Below are 18,368 nucleotides of genomic sequence, written 5' to 3' on the forward strand. Positions count from 1 at the left end.
TCCCCCCTTTCTGAACCCCCGCCTGTCGGGGGTTTTTTATCATTGATGGTGCGATATGGAATCAATCGAACAACAACTGACAGAACTGCGAACCACGCTTCGCCATCATGAGTATCTTTACCATGTGATGGATGCGCCGGAGATCCCGGACGCTGAGTATGACCGTCTGATGCGCGAACTTCGTGAGCTGGAAGCGCAGCATCCAGATTTAATTACGCCGGACTCCCCGAGCCAACGCGTCGGAGCGGCGCCGCTGGCGGCGTTCAGCCAGATTCGCCACGAAGTGCCCATGTTGTCGCTGGACAACGTGTTTGATGAAGAGAGTTTTCTGGCGTTTAACAAGCGCGTGCAGGATCGGCTAAAAAACAGCGATAAACTGACCTGGTGCTGCGAGCTGAAGCTGGACGGTCTGGCTGTCAGCATCCTGTATGAAAACGGCGTGCTGATCAGCGCGGCAACGCGTGGCGATGGAACGACCGGCGAGGACATCACCTCCAATGTGCGTACCATTCGCGCTATTCCGCTGAAGCTGCGTGGCGATAACATTCCGGCGCGTCTGGAGGTTCGTGGCGAAGTTTTCCTGCCGCAGGCCGGGTTTGAAAAAATTAATGAAGAGGCGCGCCGCACCGGTAATAAAGTGTTTGCCAACCCGCGTAACGCTGCGGCGGGGTCGTTGCGCCAGCTTGATCCGCGTATTACCGCGAAGCGACCGCTCACTTTCTTTTGCTACGGCGTCGGCATTCTGGAAGGTGGCGAACTGCCCGATACGCATCTGGGGCGCTTGCTGCAATTCAAAGCCTGGGGGCTTCCGGTAAGCGACCGGGTGACGCTGTGCGACTCTCCCGAAGCGGTGCTGGACTTCTATCACAAAGTGGAAGAAGACCGCCCGACGCTGGGTTTTGACATTGACGGCGTGGTGATTAAAGTCAACTCGATGGCGTTGCAGGAACAGCTTGGATTCGTCGCCCGCGCGCCGCGCTGGGCGGTGGCCTTTAAGTTCCCGGCGCAGGAGCAAATGACGTTTGTACGCGATGTAGAGTTCCAGGTGGGGCGGACTGGCGCGATCACGCCCGTCGCCCGTCTCGAACCGGTGCATGTTGCGGGTGTGCTGGTCAGCAACGCCACCTTGCACAACGCGGATGAAATTGAGCGTCTTGGCCTGCGCATTGGCGACAAAGTGGTGATTCGCCGCGCGGGGGATGTGATCCCGCAGGTGGTGAACGTGGTGCTTTCCGAACGCCCGGAAGAGACGCGCCCGGTCGAGTTCCCGACGCATTGCCCGGTGTGCGGTTCTGATGTCGAGCGCGTGGAAGGCGAAGCGGTCGCTCGCTGTACCGGTGGCCTGATCTGCGGCGCGCAGCGCAAAGAGTCGCTCAAGCACTTTGTTTCCCGCCGGGCAATGGACGTTGACGGCATGGGCGATAAAATTATCGACCAGCTTGTCGAGAAAGAGTATGTCCACACCCCGGCAGATCTGTTCCGTCTGACGGCAGGCAAACTGACGGGCCTGGATCGTATGGGGCCGAAATCGGCGCAGAATGTGGTGAATGCGCTGGAAAAAGCGAAAGAGACCACCTTCGCGCGATTCCTCTATGCGCTCGGTATCCGCGAAGTGGGCGAAGCCACGGCGGCAGGGTTGGCGGCGTACTTCGGTACGTTAGAGGCGCTGGAAGCGGCCTCTATCGACGAACTGCAAAAAGTGCCGGATGTCGGCATTGTGGTTGCTACGCACGTCTTCAACTTCTTTGCTGAAGAGAGTAACCGGGACGTGATCGGGCAGTTACTGGCGGAAGGTATTCACTGGCCTGCGCCGATCGTGGTTAACGCCGACGAAATCGACAGCCCGTTTGCCGGTAAAACGATCGTCCTGACGGGCAGCCTCAGCCTGATGTCGCGAGATGATGCGAAAGCGCGCCTCGTGGCGCTGGGGGCGAAAGTGGCGGGCAGCGTATCGAAAAAAACCGATCTGGTGATTGCGGGCGAAGCGGCGGGATCTAAGCTGGCGAAAGCGCAGGAACTGGGGATTGACGTGATCGACGAAGCAGAGATGCTCCGCTTACTGGGTGTCTGATATGGAAAAAGAGCAGCTGATTGAGATAGCCAACACGGTGATGCCGTTCGGCAAGTACAAAGGGCGTCGGCTCATTGATGTGCCGGAGGAGTATTTGCTGTGGTTTGCCCGTAAGGATGAATTTCCGGCGGGAAGACTGGGCGAGCTGATGCAAATCACGCTGCTGATTAAAACCGAGGGGCTGACGCAGCTGGTGCAGCCCCTGAAACGACCTCTTTAAGCCTTCGCGGCGCGGCCTTCTTGCTGCGCCTGCAACTTATCGGTCTGGCGTTTGTAGCGACGCGCCAGCATCGCGCAGACCATCAACTGGATCTGATGGAAGATCATCAACGGCAGCACCATCATCCCAATCACTGAGGTGGGAAACAGGATATTGGCCATCGGGATGCCGTTCGCCAGACTCTTTTTCGACCCGCAGAAGACAATGGTTATCTCATCTGCTTTGTTGAATCCGAACCTGCGGGCGGCAAACACGTTAACGCCAATGACAATCGCCAGCAGCACAAGGCTGACGACGACAATAAACAACAACGAGCCCCATCCCACTTTGTGCCAGATACCGTTAACGACGGCTTCGCTGAATGCGGAATAGACGACCAGCAGAATGGAGGTCTGGTCCGTTTTTGCAATCCACTTTTTATGACGCGCGACCCAGTTGCCAATCCACGGACGCGACAGGTGCCCCAGCACAAACGGCAGCAGCAGTTGCAGCATGATCTTGCCGACCTGTTCCAGGCTGCCTTCCGCTCCGTGGATATTCATCACCAGGCCGACGAGCAGCGGCGAAAGAAAAATCCCCAGCAGGCTGGAGGCCGATGCCGAACAGACGGCCGCAGCGACGTTTCCTCCCGCCAGAGAGGTAAAGGCGATGGCAGACTGTACGGTCGCGGGCAAAATACACAGGTACAGGAAACCGGTATACAGCATGGGATCGACATTGACGGGCGCCCACCAGGCAAATAACACCCCGAGAACCGGAAACAGGATGAAGGTGCTGCACATTACCCACAGGTGCAGTCGCCAGTGGCTGCCGCCTGCGATAATGGCTTCGCGTGAGAGTTTTGCGCCATGCATAAAAAACAGCAGCGCAATCGCGGCGGTGGTTAAGCCTTCAAAAAACGGAACGAAATCCCCTTTGGCCGGAAAAAAGGAGGCCAGCAAAACGACGGTGATAAGCGTCAGCGTGAACGGATCAAGAATACGAAAAAGTTTCATAAAAACTCCTGAAAGTCGATGCAGGTATTTTGCTTTTTTCCGTTTGAGAAATAAAATTGATTTATTGCATCTATATATGAATTTAACAGATGAATTATTCTCTGCGTCAACTTCGTATCTTCGTCACCGTTGCTCAGGCTAAAAGCTTTAGTCGGGCAGGGGACGTCATTGGTCTGAGTCAGTCTGCGGTGAGCCACAGCGTAAAAGAGCTGGAACGGCAGACGGGAGTTAAGCTGTTGGATCGCACCACGCGAGAAGTGACGCTGACGGAAGCGGGTCAGCAGCTGGCGGGGCGTCTGGAGCGTGTTCTCGATGAACTGCACAGTACTCTGCGGGAAGCCGGAAGAGTGGGGACGCAGTTAACTGGCACCGTGCGCGTGGCGGCCAGCCAGACGATTTCCGCGCATCTTATCCCGCAGTGCATCGCGCAGAGTAACCAGCTGTACCCGGAAATTGATTTTGTACTGCACGATCGTCCCCAGCAGTGGGTGCTGGAGAGCATTCGTCAGGGTGATGTGGATTTTGGCATTGTCATCGATCCCGGGGCTGTTTCGGATTTGCAATGTGAAGCCGTGCTGTCGGAACCCTTTTTGCTGTTGTGTCGCCAGGATAGCCCGTTAGCGCAGCGGGAGTGGGTTAACTGGCAGGATCTTAAACATGAGCGGCTGGTATTGCAGGATTACGCCTCCGGCAGCCGCCCGTTGATTGACGCGGCTTTCGCGCATTTTGCTATTGATGCCACGATCGTGCAGGAGATTGGGCATCCCGCAACGCTGTTTCCGATGGTGGAGGCGGGGATTGGCATCAGCGTGTTGCCCGCGCTGGCGTTACCGCTGCCTCAGGGAAGTCATTTGCAGGTGAAACGGCTGACGCCCGTCGTCGAAAGGCAGTTGATGCTGGCGAGACGCAAGAACCGGTCGCTCTCTACGGCGGCTCAGGCGCTGTGGGACGTCGTGCGCATGCAGGCCAGTGAACTTACCGCTGGCCGTGCACGCGATCCGTTGTATCAGATATAAACATCAATTTGGTGATCGTCGGAAGGCGCGTTGACACCTTCGGCCCTGAGTTGTTTCTGCTCCTGCTTCTGCTGCGTTTCTTCTGCCTGCTGGCGCTGTAATTGCGCCAGCTGCGCCTGCAACATTTTAATTTGCGTCTGTATCAGTTCCTGCTGCTTTTGTTTCTCTTCTGTGCTGCCACTGCCGTCAGCAACCTCTTTGAGCTGCTGTGTAAGCTTTGTAATTTGCTGCGTGATGCGTGAGATTTGCGCAGACAGATCGTTACCGGTAGCGGCTTTGCTGCCCGTGCTGCCGCTCTGAACGGCGGAGACTGAAGTGTTGATCGTCGTCATTACCATTTCCTCTTGCCTTAAAACATTAATATCGGCAGAGGTGAACAGACCTTCAGCAGTCCCTGCCATTTCTGGTGGGCAAATCAGGCAAAGTCTGACCATTTTATTTTACGTATCAATATACATTTTATATCGATCGTCCGGGAAAACGGTATTGGTAATCGGCTGGTTACTCTCGTTATAACAACGACGTACCCAACGTATTTATCGATTATTCCGTTTTTAAGGACCCCTTATGACCCACACCCTTTTTTCGCAGAATCCCTGGTACAGCGCTGACATCATTCGCGCGCACAAGCCTGATTTTACCCCGCGTGTTGCTTTCATCCTTGGCTCCGGTCTGGGAGCGCTGGCGGAGCAAATTGAAGACGCGGTGGCGATTTCTTATGCGCGTTTGCCTGGTTTTCCGGTCAGTACCGTTCACGGGCATGCGGGGGAACTGGTGCTGGGGAATCTGGCTGGAGTCCCGGTGGCATGTATGAAAGGGCGTGGGCACTTTTACGAAGGTCGCGGCATGACGATCATGACTGACGCGATCCGTACCCTGAAACTGCTGGGCTGTGAACTGCTGTTTTGCACTAACGCCGCCGGTTCTCTGCGCCCGGAAGTCGGGCCAGGCAGCCTGGTCGCGTTGAGCGATCATATCAATACGATGCCAGGCACGCCGATGGTGGGGATGAACGACGAACGCTTTGGCGATCGCTTCTTCTCGCTGGCCAATGCCTACGATGCGGATTACCGCGCCATTCTCCAGCGCGTTGCAGGGGAAGAGGGCTTCACGCTTCACGAAGGGGTGTTTGTCTCTTATCCGGGGCCGAACTTTGAGACGGCAGCGGAAATTCGCATGATGCAGATCATCGGTGGCGACGTGGTGGGAATGTCGGTCGTCCCGGAGGTGATTAGCGCGCGCCATTGCGGACTAAAGGTGGTGGCCGTATCCGCGATCACCAATCTGGCGGAAGGGCTGGGTGATGTGAAACTGTCCCATGCGCAAACGCTGGCGGCGGCTGAGCTTTCCCGGCAGAACTTCATCAATCTGATTTGCGGCTTCTTACGCCAACTGGCTTAAAACACAAAATAATAATGGCCCTGCTTGCAGGGCCGTACTTTACGGCAAGGAACGAAAAAATGGGTATTACGTCCCGCTTAAAAGTCATGTCGTTTTTACAATATTTTATCTGGGGAAGCTGGCTGGTGACCCTGGGTTCTTACATGATTAACACCTTACATTTTACTGGCGCTAACGTTGGAATGATTTACAGCTCAAAAGGGCTGGCGGCGATTATTATGCCGGGCATTATGGGGATCGTCGCCGATAAATGGCTGCGTGCCGAGCGTGCATATATGCTCTGCCATCTGGTGTGCGCCGGTGCGTTGTTGTATGCCACGACCGTGACCGACCCGGATGCGATGTTCTGGATAATGTTAATTAATGCAATGGCCTATATGCCGACTATTGCCTTATCCAACAGCGTTTCTTACGCCTGCCTGGCGCAGTCTGGGCAGGACCCGGTTACTGCATTCCCGCCCGTTCGCGTCTTTGGCACCGTGGGCTTTATTATCGCTATGTGGACGGTCAGCCTGATGGGGCTGGAGCTAAGCAGCGCGCAGCTGTACATTGCCGCTGGCGCTTCGCTGTTACTGGCGCTGTATGCCTTTACGCTACCGAAAATTCCGGTGGCGAAGAAGAATACGTCCGCCACGCTTGCCAGCAAACTGGGGCTGGATGCGTTTGTCTTATTCAAAAATCCGCGAATGGCGATTTTCTTTCTGTTTGCGATGATGTTAGGGGCTGTGCTGCAAATTACGAATGTTTTCGGTAATCCCTTCCTGCACGATTTTGCCCACAATCCGGCGTTTGCCGACAGCGTTGTGGTGAAATATCCCTCCATCCTGCTGTCTGTTTCCCAAATGGCTGAGGTGGGTTTCATTCTGACTATCCCGTTCTTTCTGAAACGCTTTGGCATTAAAATCGTGATGCTGATGAGTATGCTGGCATGGACGCTGCGCTTTGGCTTTTTTGCGTTTGGCGATCCATCCCCGTTTGGCGTTGTGCTGCTGCTGATGTCGATGATTGTTTACGGTTGCGCTTTCGACTTTTTCAATATTTCAGGATCGGTATTTGTTGAGCAGGAAGTCAGTTCGACGATCCGCGCCAGTGCGCAGGGGCTGTTTATGACTATGGTCAATGGCGTAGGCGCCTGGGTCGGGTCAATTTTGAGTGGTATCACCGTGGACTACTTCTCGGTGGACGGCGTGAAAGACTGGCAGACCATCTGGCTGGTATTCGCCGCTTATGCGCTGGCGCTGGCAGTGATTTTTGCGCTGTTTTTCAAATATAAACATGAGCCAGAAAAATGGCTGGCGAAACCACTGGCGCACTAACGGCTGAAACGGCAGGGCGCCTGCCCGCCGTTTCAACGTCCCTGAGACAAATGTGCTAACGTTGCGCATTATTCCTTATCTGTGGAGCGCAATAATCATGGAACGCGTACATCGTATAGATCTTAAATTATTGCGCTATTTTCTCGCTGTTGCTGAGGAGCTGCATTTTGGCCGGGCGGCGGCGCGTCTGAATATGTCTCAGCCTCCTCTGAGTATTCATGTCAAAGAGCTGGAAAATCAGCTTGGCACGCCGTTGTTTGTTCGCCATTCCCGCAGCGTGGCGTTAACGCATGCGGGGAAAATTCTCATGGAAGAGTCGCGGCGTTTGTTGTTCAGCGCGAATCAGGCATTTGCGCGCGTGGAACAGATCGGACGCGGTGAGGCAGGGCGCATTGAACTGGGTGTTGTGGGCACGGCGATGTGGGGGAAAATGCGTCCTGTGATGCGCCGTTTTTTGAAAGAGAACCCCAATGTCGAGGTGTTATTTCGCGAAAAAATGCCTGCGATGCAGATGGCGTTACTGGAACGACGCGAGCTGGATGCTGGCATCTGGCGGATGGCGATCGAACCGACGGAGGGATTTACCAGTCTGCGTTTACATGAATCCGCATTTCTGGTGGCGATGCCGGAAGATCACCCTCTGGCTTGCTGCCCGGCGATCCCTCTTGATGCGTTACGCAACGAATATTTCGTCACCATGCCTTCGATTCATACCGACTGGGCATTTTTGCAACGTGTTTGTCAGAAAGCCGGATTTACGCCGATGATAGTGCGTGAAGTTATGGAGCCGCAAACGGTGCTGGCGATGATCAGCATGGGGATTGGCATTACGTTAATCGCGGACAGTTATGCGCAGATGAACTGGCCGGGCGTGGTGTTCCGCCCTCTGGAAGAACGTATTCCGGCAGATTTGTATATTGTTTACGAGCCGCAGCAGGCAACACCGGCATTAACGAAGTTGATTGATGCGCTGATTCGTTGAGCATTGCCTGATAAGCGAAGCGATAAATATCGCGCATAGCAAAAAGGCGCCTTTAGGGCGCCTTTTTACATTGGTGGGTCGTGCAGGATGACTCGCTTCACTCGCCCTTCGGGCCGTCGCCGCTAGCGGCTCCGTTGTCTCACTACGTTCGACCCGAACCTGCTACAGGTTCGAATCATAAATATCGCGCATAGCAAAAAGGCACCTTTAGGGTGCCTTTTTACATTGGTGGGTCGTGCAGGATTCGAACCTGCGACCAATTGATTAAAAGTCAACTGCTCTACCAACTGAGCTAACGACCCGAAGTGGTGGGTGATGACGGGATCGAACCGCCGACCCCCTCCTTGTAAGGGAGGTGCTCTCCCAGCTGAGCTAATCACCCACTTCGGTACTTCATTTTACTGCAAGAAATCCAGCTGGCGAGAAAGTGGTGGGTGATGACGGGATCGAACCGCCGACCCCCTCCTTGTAAGGGAGGTGCTCTCCCAGCTGAGCTAATCACCCACTTCTCAATTTCTTGCTACACGGCGGAGACTACATAAAGTAGTTGGTGGGTGATGACGGGATCGAACCGCCGACCCCCTCCTTGTAAGGGAGGTGCTCTCCCAGCTGAGCTAATCACCCCCGCTGTGTGGAGTCGCATTATAGGGAGAGTTGAAAATGAGTCAACGCATTTTCTAAAGAAATTGTCCGTTCGTCGTAAATTTAAACAAAACGATCGCGAATTACTCCGTTCAGCATGATTTGTATACGAAAATCGCAAAGCGTGATGTTCCAACCCGAACAACATTGAGGAATCAGACCACGGTGATAGAATACCAGCCTGATAATCTTTCCCGGATTTGCCGGTTGTCGGCATCTTTAATAAACGTAAGGCCATTTCATGAAAATCAAAACTCGCTTCGCGCCAAGCCCGACAGGCTATCTGCACGTCGGCGGCGCGCGTACTGCTCTTTACTCCTGGCTTTTTGCACGTAACCACGGCGGTGAGTTTGTGCTGCGTATTGAAGACACCGATCTCGAACGCTCCACGCCGGAAGCTATTGAAGCCATTATGGATGGTATGAACTGGCTGAGCTTGGAATGGGATGAAGGCCCGTATTTCCAGACCAAACGTTTTGATCGTTACAACGCGGTGATTGATGAGATGCTGGAAGCGGGTACGGCATATAAATGCTACTGCTCCAAAGAGCGTCTGGAAGCGCTGCGTGAAGAACAAATGGCGAAAGGCGAGAAGCCGCGTTACGACGGCCGCTGCCGTCATGGTCACGAACATCATTCTGACGATGAGCCTTGCGTTGTGCGTTTTGCCAACCCGCAGGACGGCTCCGTTATTTTTGACGACCAGATCCGTGGGCCGATCGAATTCAGCAACCAGGAGCTGGACGATCTGATCATTCGTCGTACCGACGGTTCCCCGACCTATAACTTCTGCGTGGTTGTGGATGACTGGGATATGGAAATCACCCATGTGATTCGTGGCGAAGACCATATCAACAACACGCCGCGCCAGATTAACATCCTGAAAGCGCTGAACGCGCCGGTTCCAGTGTACGCGCACGTTTCCATGATCAACGGCGACGACGGTAAAAAACTGTCCAAGCGTCATGGCGCGGTCAGCGTGATGCAGTATCGTGACGACGGCTACCTGCCGGAAGCGCTGCTGAACTACCTGGTGCGTCTGGGCTGGTCCAGCGGCGATCAGGAGATCTTCACCCGTGAAGAGATGATCAAGCTGTTCTCGTTGAATGCCGTGAGCAAATCCGCCAGTGCGTTCAACACTGACAAACTGCTGTGGCTGAACCATCACTACATCAATTCTCTGGCGCCGGAATATGTGGCAACGCACCTGCAATGGCACATTGAGCAGGAGAATATCGATACCCGTAACGGCCCGCAGCTGGCTGAACTGGTGAAACTGCTGGGCGAACGCTGCAAAACACTGAAAGAGATGGCGCAAAGCTGCCGCTATTTCTATGAGGACTTTGCTGAGTTCGACGCGGATGCGGCGAAAAAACACCTGCGCCCGGTCGCGCGTCAGCCGCTGGAAGTGGTGCGTGATAAGCTGGCGGCCATCACAGAGTGGAGCGCAGAAAACGTACACCATGCAATTCAGGCGACAGCCGATGAGCTGGAAGTGGGGATGGGGAAAGTCGGTATGCCGCTGCGCGTTGCCGTCACCGGCGCAGGCCAGTCTCCGGCGCTGGACGTCACGGTGCATGCGATTGGTAAATCCCGCAGCATTGAGCGCATCAATAAAGCGCTGGCTTTTATCGCGGAACGTGAAAATCAGCAGTAAGGTGTATTAACCGTAGGCCGGATGGGGGTTGCGCCGCCATCCGGCCTGTTGCCCGATGGCGCTGCGCTTATTGGGTCTACGATTCATCAAGGCCCAAACGGGCGAGAAAACCGCGTATGCCTTCTCGCGACAGAAACTGCGCCAGCTTTTCCTGCTCTTTGGACGACATGTTTTCCACGGCATCAATAATCTGGCGATAGGCGTGGCTGCGCACAACGTGGCTGTATTCGGCAAGCGGCTCCTCCGCCTGATAAAACGCAGAATGGTTGCGGAAGGCAGGGATGTTAAGAATAAATTCCTGTACGCGAGCATCAATGTGAATGAGCCTTGCCCGACCGCCTTTTACGCCCGGAAACTTTTCAGTTTCCCATCCTTGTTCTCTGATCCACCGATTAACGGTTTGTCTGGCGACGCCAAGGCACTCCGCCAGCTCTTCGGTCGTCATTTTGCTGCGTAATTTTTTCATATTATTTGCTATCGCGAATCCCTAAGCGTTGTAACAAACCGGTAATCCCTTCACGCAAAAGCAAAGACGTAAAGTGCTTCTGTTCAGATGGCGTCATCTCTTTGGCCAGCGTGACCAGCAGCGATTCAAGAGAGGTATCGCTGGTTAACGAAAAGGATTCCGATGCTCCCTCCGCAGAACGCTCGGCGCTGCGGATATATTCGCGAACCTGCTCATTAACGTGTACCAGCCGGGCTTTTCCTCCCTGTACGCCTGGTTTGGGCGACGTCGTCCAGCCTTCCTTGCGCACCCATTTATTGATGGTTTGTCGGCTGTAACCGGTCAGATTAGCGAGTTCTTCTGGCGTCATCCGTTCCTTGAACATAACGATTCCCTGAATAGTCGTATGGTTAATTAGCGGTTCACTTTATAGCATCATTTTAGTTGAAACCGTGACGCGTTTAACTACTAAATGCGAGTTGTTACGCAATGTTCTTCATTTGCCTGCTTTTTCAGCGATTGAATTTGCCGGCGGCATTTTGCCGTTGACACATGCGAAGGGAATTCATATGATGCCGCCCGTCAACTCGACAAGCTTTACGTGACGGGGCTATAGCTCAGCTGGGAGAGCGCTTGCATGGCATGCAAGAGGTCAGCGGTTCGATCCCGCTTAGCTCCACCAAATTTGAATCCCAACAAATCTGGTACGTAAAAGCATCGTGGGGCTATAGCTCAGCTGGGAGAGCGCTTGCATGGCATGCAAGAGGTCAGCGGTTCGATCCCGCTTAGCTCCACCAAAATTTGAACCCTCGCTGAAAAGCGGGGGTTTTTTGTATCTGCGTTCCCGCCATTTTTGTAATACAGTTTCAGTAAGCGTCAATACCTTTGTATCAAATGAAAGAACGTGTAAGAGCGCCTGATATCAGGCCTGTGCAGGTTTGCTTCGCGTCACGAATAAACTTATTATTTGTGTGCCTTATAGCGTGACTGATGAGAACAGGGAATCTATGCAGGATAAGCATAACTTACTAAAAAATATAAGAATATTTATCGTTTCTTTGACGCTATCCATTGTCGGCATACAGTTCTCCCGCTCTATTTCTCCGCTCGCCGTTGTCGATGACAGCTCTATTTTCCTGGCCTGGCTGCCGCTATGCGTCATGTTTTCCGTGCTTTTCTTATTTGGCCGACGCGGTATTGTCCCCATCATTTTAGCGATGATGGCGACCAATCACTGGAACCTTCATCTCCCGTTAATGCAGGCAGCGGTGCTGTTATTTTGTCAGACCTTTTCCGTATTGGGCATTTGCGGGATTGTCCGCTGGCAAGTGGGGGCGCGCTGGCGTCATGGATTGCCTGACAGGAATATCTGGTTGCGTATCTTCTGGCTCGGGTTTGTCGCGCCGGCGGGCATCAAAGCCAGCATGTATCTCGCGGGGCATTGTCTGGACTACCCTGTTGCGATATCAACATTCTTTGGTACGGCAACCATTATTTATACTATCGTGGATATTCTGAGCCTGATTTCAGCGGTCCTGATTTTCACTATGCTCTTTTATTATCCTCTGCGGATGATAATCAACCCGCGCTATTGCCGCATTTTCTGGCGCAGGGACATTGCGCCGTATCTGGTCAAAGAGAAGCGTCTGTTTACCCTGACCTGGATCTCCGTCGTCGTGGCGCTGATCGTTCTGATGTGCGCGCCTTTTGATGCCGACTATATTGCCGGTTATCTGGTGCCCGTCTTTTTTATTGTTTTTACGCTCGGCGTGGGCAGGCTGAGTTATCCGCTGCTGAACCTCAGCTGGGCCATCTCTGCGCTGTGCCTGCTGGTGTATAACCGGAATTTCTTGCAGGGCGTCGGCTCCGAATATTCACTGGCCTTTATCCTCTCTGTTCTCATCTCCTTTAGTATTTGCTTGCTGTATATGGTGTGTATTTATCAACGCAGCGAATGGTTGAACCGACAGTGGCATGGTCAGGCATTAACCGACCCGTTGACGCGTCTTCCTAACATTCGCGCGCTGGAGCAATTTTTGTTGCAGGGAACAGGACAAACGGTTTGCTGCCTGCGGATGGAAAACCTGGAATTTTTGAGTCGACATTATGGCATGCTGATGCGCGTTCATTGCAAACGCTCGGTGTGTCGAATGCTGCAACCGTTCCTGCAAGAAAACGAGAGCGTATTTCAGGTGCCAGGCAGCGAATTGTTGTTAGTGCTTCGCGGCCCTGAGACGGAAGCCCGCCTGCAACATATGGTTAATCTCCTCAATAGCCGCAAAATTTACTGGAACAATACCGGGCTGGACATGGAATACGGCGCCGCGTGGGGCGCTTACGACGGCAGGCAGGAGACGCTGCAACCCCTGCTGGGGCAGCTTAGCTGGCTGTCGGAGCAATCCTGCGCGAACCACCGGGTTATGGCGCTGACCCAAAGCCTTGATGCGGTCTCCGATCAGACGACGGAACGGGTATTACTGCTGCAAAAGGTTCGCAAAGCGCTGGAGAACGGCGATCTGGTTTTGTACGCGCAACCGATTCTCAACGCGCAGGGGAAAGGGTATGCGGAGGTTCTGGCGCGACTGAAAAGTGATGACGGCATCATGACGCCGGATCAGTTTATTCCACTGATTGCCCAATTTAACCTCAGCGCCCGCTTTGATTTACAGGTTGTGGAAGCCCTGCTGCGATGGATAGCTACCCACCCGACGACAGCGCCGGGCGCCCGTTTCTCGGTCAATTTAATGCCGTTGACGTTACTGAATAAAGAGAGCGCATCACGCATTATCGGCCTGTTCAGGCGTTATGGTATTACGCCAGAAAGCGTGATCATCGAAATCACCGAAGAGCAGGCGTTTTCCAATTCTGAAATCAGCACGCAGAATATTGCGCAACTGCGGAATTTCGGTTTCAGGATAGCCATTGATGATTTTGGTACGGGATACGCGAACTATGAACGTCTTAAACGCCTGCGGGCAGACATCATCAAGATTGATGGTTGCTTCATAAAAGACATTATGACGGACTCTCTGGATGCGATGATCGTGAAATCAATTACCGATCTCGCGAAAGCGAAATCCTTATGCGTGGTTGCCGAATTTGTCGAGACGCCGGAGCAGCGGGAATTACTCTTAAGCCTGGGCGTGAACTATCTACAAGGTTATCTGATTGGGCGACCGCGCCCGCTGGAAGCGCTACAGCTATAAAAAAACCGGGGAACATGTCCCCGGTTGCGCGTCGTAAGGCCAGATGAAGGCGTTTGCGCCGCCGCCTGGCGATACCGTAATTACAGCACCAGCGCTGCGATAGACGCAGACAGTACGCTCACCAGCGTTGAGCCGTACACCAGTTTCAGACCAAAACGTGAAACCACGTTGCCTTGCTCTTCGTTCAGACCTTTAATCGCGCCTGCGATAATCCCGATGGAAGAGAAGTTAGCGAAGGAGACCAGGAATACAGAGATGATGCCTTCCGCGCGCGGAGAGAGCGTAGAGGCGATTTTCTGTAGATCCATCATGGCGACGAATTCGTTAGATACCAGTTTGGTCGCCATGATACTGCCTACCTGAAGCGCTTCATTCGCCGGAACCCCCATGACCCAGGCCACCGGGTAGAAGATGTAACCCAGAATGCCCTGGAAGGAGATGCCCAGAACGGCCGCGAACAGGGCGTTCAGCGCCGCGATCAGGGCGATAAAGCCAATCAGCATCGCCGCAACGATAATCGCGACCTTAAAGCCCGCCAGAATGTATTCGCCCAGCATTTCGAAGAAGCTCTGACCTTCGTGCAGGTTAGACATCTGAATATTTTCTTCGCTGGCTTCGACGCGATACGGGTTGATCACTGACAGAACGATAAAGGTGCTGAACATGTTCAGAACCAGCGCCGCAACGACATATTTCGGCTCCAGCATGGTCATGTACGCGCCCACGATAGACATGGATACGGTAGACATCGCCGTTGCCGCCATCGTGTACATACGATTGCGGGACATTTTGCCGAGGATATCTTTATACGCGATAAAGTTCTCAGACTGGCCCAGAATCAGGGAGCTGACGGCGTTAAATGATTCCAGTTTACCCATCCCGTTGACTTTGGATAAGAGGAAACCAATCGCGCGAATCACAACCGGCAGAACGCGGATGTGCTGAAGAATACCGATCAGCGCGGAAATAAAGACGATGGGGCAAAGGACTTTCAGGAAGAAGAAGGCCAGGCCCTGATCGTTCATGCTGCCGAAAACGAAGTTGGTCCCTTCGTTGGCAAAACCGAGAAGTTTTTCAAACATCTCGGAGAAACCTTTCACGAAGCCCAGGCCAACGTTTGAGTTCAGGAAGAACCAGGCCAGTAAAACTTCGATAACAAGCAGCTGAATGACGTAACGAATGCGAATTTTTTTACGGTCATGGCTTACCAGCAGTGCGAGTACCGCAACAACAGCGAGGGCCAGGACAAAATGAAGGACGCGGTCCATATTTGCTCCAAATATGAGGCAGGTTTAATTTCCGTGCACATTCTATGCAACAACAATAAAGAAAACGAGATCAAACACACACTATAATAAGGAGCTGTGATGAGATTCAAAATTAGTGATCTGGAATACGTTTCTGTTATGTTTAGTATGGAAGTGAAAAGTTATGTCATTGTGCTAATCTCATACAATTAACAAACAACCTGGTTTTGTTTTTCGACCCTCCCTTGCTGACCCATAGCCTGGCGCTATCAGAGATATCAACGTTACCCATTAAAATGCACTTGATAATCATTCTCAATAAACATAGCATAAAACATAGCAAAGGCTATGTTTCTGAGGCAAAAGATGACAAACGATCGCGTTGAAAGCAGTAGTGGACGAGCGGCGCGCAAGTTGAGGCTCGCATTGATGGGCCCGGCGTTCATCGCCGCGATCGGATACATCGATCCCGGTAACTTTGCGACCAATATCCAGGCCGGGGCCAGCTTTGGCTATAAATTGCTGTGGGTGGTTGTCTGGGCGAACCTGATGGCGATGCTCATCCAGGTTCTGTCGGCCAAACTGGGGATTGCGACAAGCAAAAACCTGGCGGAGCAAATTCGCGATCATTACCCGCGCCCTGTCGTCTGGTTCTATTGGGTTCAGGCGGAAATCATCGCGATGGCCACCGACTTAGCGGAATTTATCGGGGCGGCGATCGGCTTTAAACTCATTCTCGGCATCTCCCTGTTGCAGGGGGCGGTGCTGACGGGTATCGCCACATTCCTGATTCTGATGTTGCAGCGTCGTGGGCAAAAACCGCTGGAAAAAGTGATTGGCGGATTACTGCTGTTTGTGGCCGCAGCCTATATTGTGGAACTGATTTTTTCGCAGCCAAGCCTGGCGCAGCTGAGTAAAGGGATGATCATCCCCAGCCTGCCGAACTCTGAGGCGGTATTTCTGGCCGCCGGGGTGCTGGGCGCGACCATCATGCCCCACGTTATCTATCTGCACTCCTCTTTAACGCAGTATCTGCACGACGGCTCCCGGCAGCAGCGCTATGCCGCCACCAAATGGGATGTGGCGATAGCGATGACGATTGCAGGGTTCGTGAACCTGGCGATGATGGCGACCGCTGCCGCCGCGTTCCATTTTAGCGGGCATACCGGTATTGCCGATCTTGATCAGGCGTATCTGACGCTGGAACCACTGCTTAGCCATGCTGCGGCGACGGTGTTCGGCCTGAGCCTGGTTGCGGCGGGGCTCTCTTCCACCGTGGTCGGTACGTTGGCGGGGCAGGTTGTGATGCAGGGATTTGTTCGCTTTCATATTCCGCTGTGGGTACGCCGCACCATCACGATGATGCCGTCGTTTATCGTTATTCTTATGGGGCTTGATCCAACCCGAATCCTGGTGATGAGCCAGGTCCTGCTGAGTTTCGGCATTGCGCTGGCGCTGGTGCCGTTATTGATTTTTACCAGCGATCGCACATTGATGGGCGATCTGGTGAATACCCAATGGGTTAAGTACATCGGCTGGATGATTGTGGTGCTGGTGGTGGCGCTGAATATCTGGTTGCTGGTAGGAACCGCGCTGGGGTTGTGATCTGAAGACCGTATAGCCAGGGAAGTTAAGAGAAATGGTTGAATCGGTATTGCTGATAAAAACACAATTCGAAAATAGCCCCGTTCAAACGGGGCTATTTTTAATGACGGTGTCCGTGACCCCGGCCAGGGCGGTGGTCGCGATCGCGCCAGCCTTCGCGGTAGCCGCGTTCATAGGCTTTGCGCTTATCCCAGCCGCGATGATAGCCATTATCGTGTCGCCACCAGCGATTTTTACGCCATTCATAATGGTGGTGCCAGTAATCCCGGTCGCGCCAGTATCTGCCGTCCCAGTAGTTACCGTAATTATCGCGATCGCCAATTTGTAATTTTATCGATGGCAACAGGGTGATTTCGCCAGCGTTCGCGGCAAGCGGTGTAAAAGCCAATAAGGCTGCCGCCAGAATCAGTGACCTGAACATTCTTTTTCTCCTTCACGATCGAGCCGTAATCGGCCTGTTAACGCAATATTACGGGGCGGTAAAGCCCCGTTTCATCGCCTTAACTCTTAAATCATGAGTGAGAGCACTTTTTGCTAAAAAGTGATTATTGGCTGCCGTTCAGGATTGCGTTGATTTCTGCGCATTCGGCGGGAGAAAAATGACGATTCGCCAGCATCCCCACGGCATCTTCAATTTGCGCGGTCTTGCTGGCGCCAATCAGCACTGACGTCACCTTGTCGTCGCGCAGCACCCAGGCCAGCGCCATCTGGGACAGTTTTTGCCCCCGACGTCCGGCCAGCGCATTTAACTGGCGCACTTTTTCCAGTTTCTCCGGGGTAATCTGATCCGGGTTAAGGAAGCGGCTTCCGCTGGCGGCCCGGGAATCAGCCGGAATGCCGTTGAGATAACGATCGGTTAATTGCCCGCCCGCCAGCGGTGAAAAGGCGATACTGCCGACGCCTTTCTCCTGCAATAATGCCAGCAAGCCGTCTTCGACCCAGCGCTCAAACATCGAGTATTTGGGCTGGTGAATCAGGCACGGCGTGCCCAGGTCGTCCAGGATCTCAATGGCCTGTCTGGCCAGATCCGCCGGATAGTTGGAAATCCCGACGTACAGCGCTTTTCCCTGACGAACAATATGATCCAGCGCTTTCATCGTCTCTTTGAGCGGCGTTTCTGGGTCAGGGCGGTGGTGATAGAAGATATCGACATACTCCAGCCCCAGACGTTTCAGGCTTTGATCGAGGCTGGCTATCAAATACTTGCGCGAACCCCAGTCACCGTAAGGGCCATCCCACATGGTATAACCCGCTTTAGTGGAAATGATCAGTTCATCGCGCCACGGTAAAAAATCTTCCTGTAGGATACGGCCAAAATGGCGCTCTGCTGAGCCTGGCGGCGGGCCGTAATTATTCGCGAGATCAAAATGGGTAATTCCCAGATCAAAAGCACGCTGTAGCAGCGCCCGGCTGTTCTCTACCTGAGTGGTATCACCGAAATTGTGCCATAGCCCAAGTGAAATGGCGGGGAGCTTTAAACCGCTCTGACCGCAGCGGCGATACTCCATTGTCTGGTAGCGATTTTCATCGGCCCGATAAACCATGTTGTTGCCCTCTGAATGACG

The 18,368-nt window shown here is 53.5% G+C and carries 17 protein-coding genes, 6 tRNA genes and 1 other RNA gene; 12 read left to right on the forward strand and 12 right to left on the reverse strand.

Annotation, left to right across the window (positions count from 1 at the left end):
• The first annotated feature begins 55 nt into the window (after positions 1-55).
• Entirely contained in the window at positions 56-2,071 is a 2,016-nt protein-coding gene (ligA, locus tag OGV83_RS10810) for an NAD-dependent DNA ligase LigA (RefSeq protein ID WP_058667836.1), read from the forward strand.
• Between the two features lies 1 nt (position 2,072).
• Positions 2,073-2,291 carry a DUF3820 family protein gene (locus OGV83_RS10815; protein ID WP_012131373.1) on the forward strand — a complete coding sequence of 73 codons (219 nt, stop codon included), beginning with the start codon at positions 2,073-2,075 and terminating at the stop codon, positions 2,289-2,291.
• Here OGV83_RS10815 and OGV83_RS10820 read toward each other — a convergent pair.
• The gene (locus tag OGV83_RS10820) at positions 2,288-3,286 is read right to left on the reverse strand and encodes a bile acid:sodium symporter family protein (RefSeq protein ID WP_012131374.1); all 999 of its coding nucleotides are present in this window, start codon (positions 3,284-3,286) and stop codon (positions 2,288-2,290) included. The two genes, OGV83_RS10815 and OGV83_RS10820, sit on opposite strands and share 4 nt — an antisense overlap.
• Positions 3,287-3,375: 89 nt before the next feature.
• Here OGV83_RS10820 and OGV83_RS10825 point away from each other — a divergent pair, with 89 nt between their 5' ends.
• Positions 3,376-4,302 carry a LysR family transcriptional regulator gene (locus tag OGV83_RS10825; RefSeq protein ID WP_012131376.1) on the forward strand — a complete coding sequence of 309 codons (927 nt, stop codon included), beginning with the start codon at positions 3,376-3,378 and terminating at the stop codon, positions 4,300-4,302.
• Here the strand turns inward: OGV83_RS10825 and OGV83_RS10830 are convergent.
• Complete coding sequence (locus OGV83_RS10830; RefSeq protein WP_024130136.1) at positions 4,293-4,634, reverse strand: FlxA-like family protein; 342 nt, start codon at positions 4,632-4,634, stop codon at positions 4,293-4,295. The two genes, OGV83_RS10825 and OGV83_RS10830, sit on opposite strands and share 10 nt — an antisense overlap.
• A 235-nt stretch (positions 4,635-4,869) precedes the next feature.
• Between OGV83_RS10830 and xapA the strand changes: the two genes are divergently transcribed.
• The 3 genes from xapA to OGV83_RS10845 all read left to right on the forward strand — a co-directional run bounded on the left by xapA (position 4,870) and on the right by OGV83_RS10845 (position 8,001).
• Positions 4,870-5,703 (forward strand): xanthosine phosphorylase, encoded by an 834-nt coding sequence (xapA, locus tag OGV83_RS10835; protein ID WP_047462182.1) that lies wholly within the window; start codon positions 4,870-4,872, stop codon positions 5,701-5,703.
• 59 nt (positions 5,704-5,762) lie between these two features.
• Positions 5,763-7,019, forward strand: a complete 1,257-nt coding sequence (locus tag OGV83_RS10840) for a nucleoside permease (RefSeq protein ID WP_286463569.1) — start codon at positions 5,763-5,765, stop codon at positions 7,017-7,019.
• Positions 7,020-7,116: 97 nt separating this feature from the next.
• Positions 7,117-8,001 carry a LysR family transcriptional regulator gene (locus OGV83_RS10845; protein ID WP_012131381.1) on the forward strand — a complete coding sequence of 295 codons (885 nt, stop codon included), beginning with the start codon at positions 7,117-7,119 and terminating at the stop codon, positions 7,999-8,001.
• 71 nt (positions 8,002-8,072) lie between these two features.
• Here OGV83_RS10845 and OGV83_RS10850 read toward each other — a convergent pair.
• The 5 genes from OGV83_RS10850 to OGV83_RS10870 form a co-directional block, all read right to left on the reverse strand.
• Positions 8,073-8,198, reverse strand: a non-coding RNA gene (locus tag OGV83_RS10850) — RtT sRNA.
• A gap of 29 nt (positions 8,199-8,227) precedes the next feature.
• A tRNA-Lys gene (locus OGV83_RS10855) sits at positions 8,228-8,303 on the reverse strand.
• Positions 8,304-8,307: 4 nt separating this feature from the next.
• Positions 8,308-8,383 (reverse strand) — tRNA-Val (locus OGV83_RS10860).
• 46 nt (positions 8,384-8,429) lie between these two features.
• Positions 8,430-8,505 (reverse strand) — tRNA-Val (locus OGV83_RS10865).
• A gap of 44 nt (positions 8,506-8,549) precedes the next feature.
• Positions 8,550-8,625 (reverse strand) — tRNA-Val (locus OGV83_RS10870).
• A gap of 259 nt (positions 8,626-8,884) precedes the next feature.
• Here OGV83_RS10870 and gltX point away from each other — a divergent pair.
• A complete protein-coding gene (gene gltX / locus OGV83_RS10875; protein ID WP_047462188.1) occupies positions 8,885-10,300 on the forward strand; it encodes a glutamate--tRNA ligase in 1,416 nt (471 codons plus the stop codon).
• Between the two features lie 76 nt (positions 10,301-10,376).
• Here the strand turns inward: gltX and OGV83_RS10880 are convergent, their stop codons facing one another.
• Both OGV83_RS10880 and OGV83_RS10885 read right to left on the reverse strand, forming a co-directional pair.
• Complete coding sequence (locus OGV83_RS10880; protein WP_012131383.1) at positions 10,377-10,766, reverse strand: MerR family transcriptional regulator; 390 nt, start codon at positions 10,764-10,766, stop codon at positions 10,377-10,379.
• A gap of 1 nt (position 10,767) precedes the next feature.
• Positions 10,768-11,130, reverse strand: a complete 363-nt coding sequence (locus tag OGV83_RS10885; RefSeq protein ID WP_012131384.1) for a YfeC-like transcriptional regulator — start codon at positions 11,128-11,130, stop codon at positions 10,768-10,770.
• Between the two features lie 221 nt (positions 11,131-11,351).
• On the opposite strand from OGV83_RS10885, the gene OGV83_RS10890 reads away from it, so the two are divergent.
• The 3 genes from OGV83_RS10890 to OGV83_RS10900 all read left to right on the forward strand — a co-directional run bounded on the left by OGV83_RS10890 (position 11,352) and on the right by OGV83_RS10900 (position 13,951).
• Positions 11,352-11,427 (forward strand) — tRNA-Ala (locus tag OGV83_RS10890).
• Positions 11,428-11,466: 39 nt separating this feature from the next.
• A tRNA-Ala gene (locus OGV83_RS10895) sits at positions 11,467-11,542 on the forward strand.
• A gap of 210 nt (positions 11,543-11,752) precedes the next feature.
• The gene (locus tag OGV83_RS10900) at positions 11,753-13,951 is read left to right on the forward strand and encodes a sensor domain-containing phosphodiesterase (protein WP_286463570.1); all 2,199 of its coding nucleotides are present in this window, start codon (positions 11,753-11,755) and stop codon (positions 13,949-13,951) included.
• An 80-nt stretch (positions 13,952-14,031) separates the two neighbouring features.
• Here OGV83_RS10900 and nupC read toward each other — a convergent pair whose 3' ends face one another.
• On the reverse strand, positions 14,032-15,219 hold the full coding sequence (gene nupC / locus OGV83_RS10905; protein WP_012131386.1) for a nucleoside permease NupC: 1,188 nt from the start codon (positions 15,217-15,219) through the stop codon (positions 14,032-14,034).
• Between the two features lie 275 nt (positions 15,220-15,494).
• Here nupC and OGV83_RS21625 point away from each other — a divergent pair, with 275 nt between their 5' ends.
• A complete protein-coding gene (locus OGV83_RS21625) occupies positions 15,495-15,584 on the forward strand; it encodes a hypothetical protein (RefSeq protein ID WP_418222348.1) in 90 nt (29 codons plus the stop codon).
• Complete coding sequence (locus tag OGV83_RS10910) at positions 15,565-16,803, forward strand: Nramp family divalent metal transporter (RefSeq protein WP_134769179.1); 1,239 nt, start codon at positions 15,565-15,567, stop codon at positions 16,801-16,803. Before OGV83_RS21625 ends, OGV83_RS10910 begins: the two co-directional genes overlap by 20 nt.
• A gap of 100 nt (positions 16,804-16,903) precedes the next feature.
• On the opposite strand, the gene ypeC is transcribed toward OGV83_RS10910, so the two are convergent.
• Both ypeC and mgrA read right to left on the reverse strand, forming a co-directional pair.
• On the reverse strand, positions 16,904-17,224 hold the full coding sequence (gene ypeC, locus OGV83_RS10915; RefSeq protein ID WP_058667818.1) for a DUF2502 domain-containing protein YpeC: 321 nt from the start codon (positions 17,222-17,224) through the stop codon (positions 16,904-16,906).
• 124 nt (positions 17,225-17,348) lie between these two features.
• Entirely contained in the window at positions 17,349-18,347 is a 999-nt protein-coding gene (gene mgrA / locus OGV83_RS10920) for an L-glyceraldehyde 3-phosphate reductase (RefSeq protein WP_047462199.1), read from the reverse strand.
• Positions 18,348-18,368: the final 21 nt, after the last annotated feature.

The organism is Citrobacter sp. CK189, assembly GCF_030333505.1.
GTDB classification, from domain to species: Bacteria; Pseudomonadota; Gammaproteobacteria; order Enterobacterales; family Enterobacteriaceae; genus Citrobacter_B; species Citrobacter_B koseri.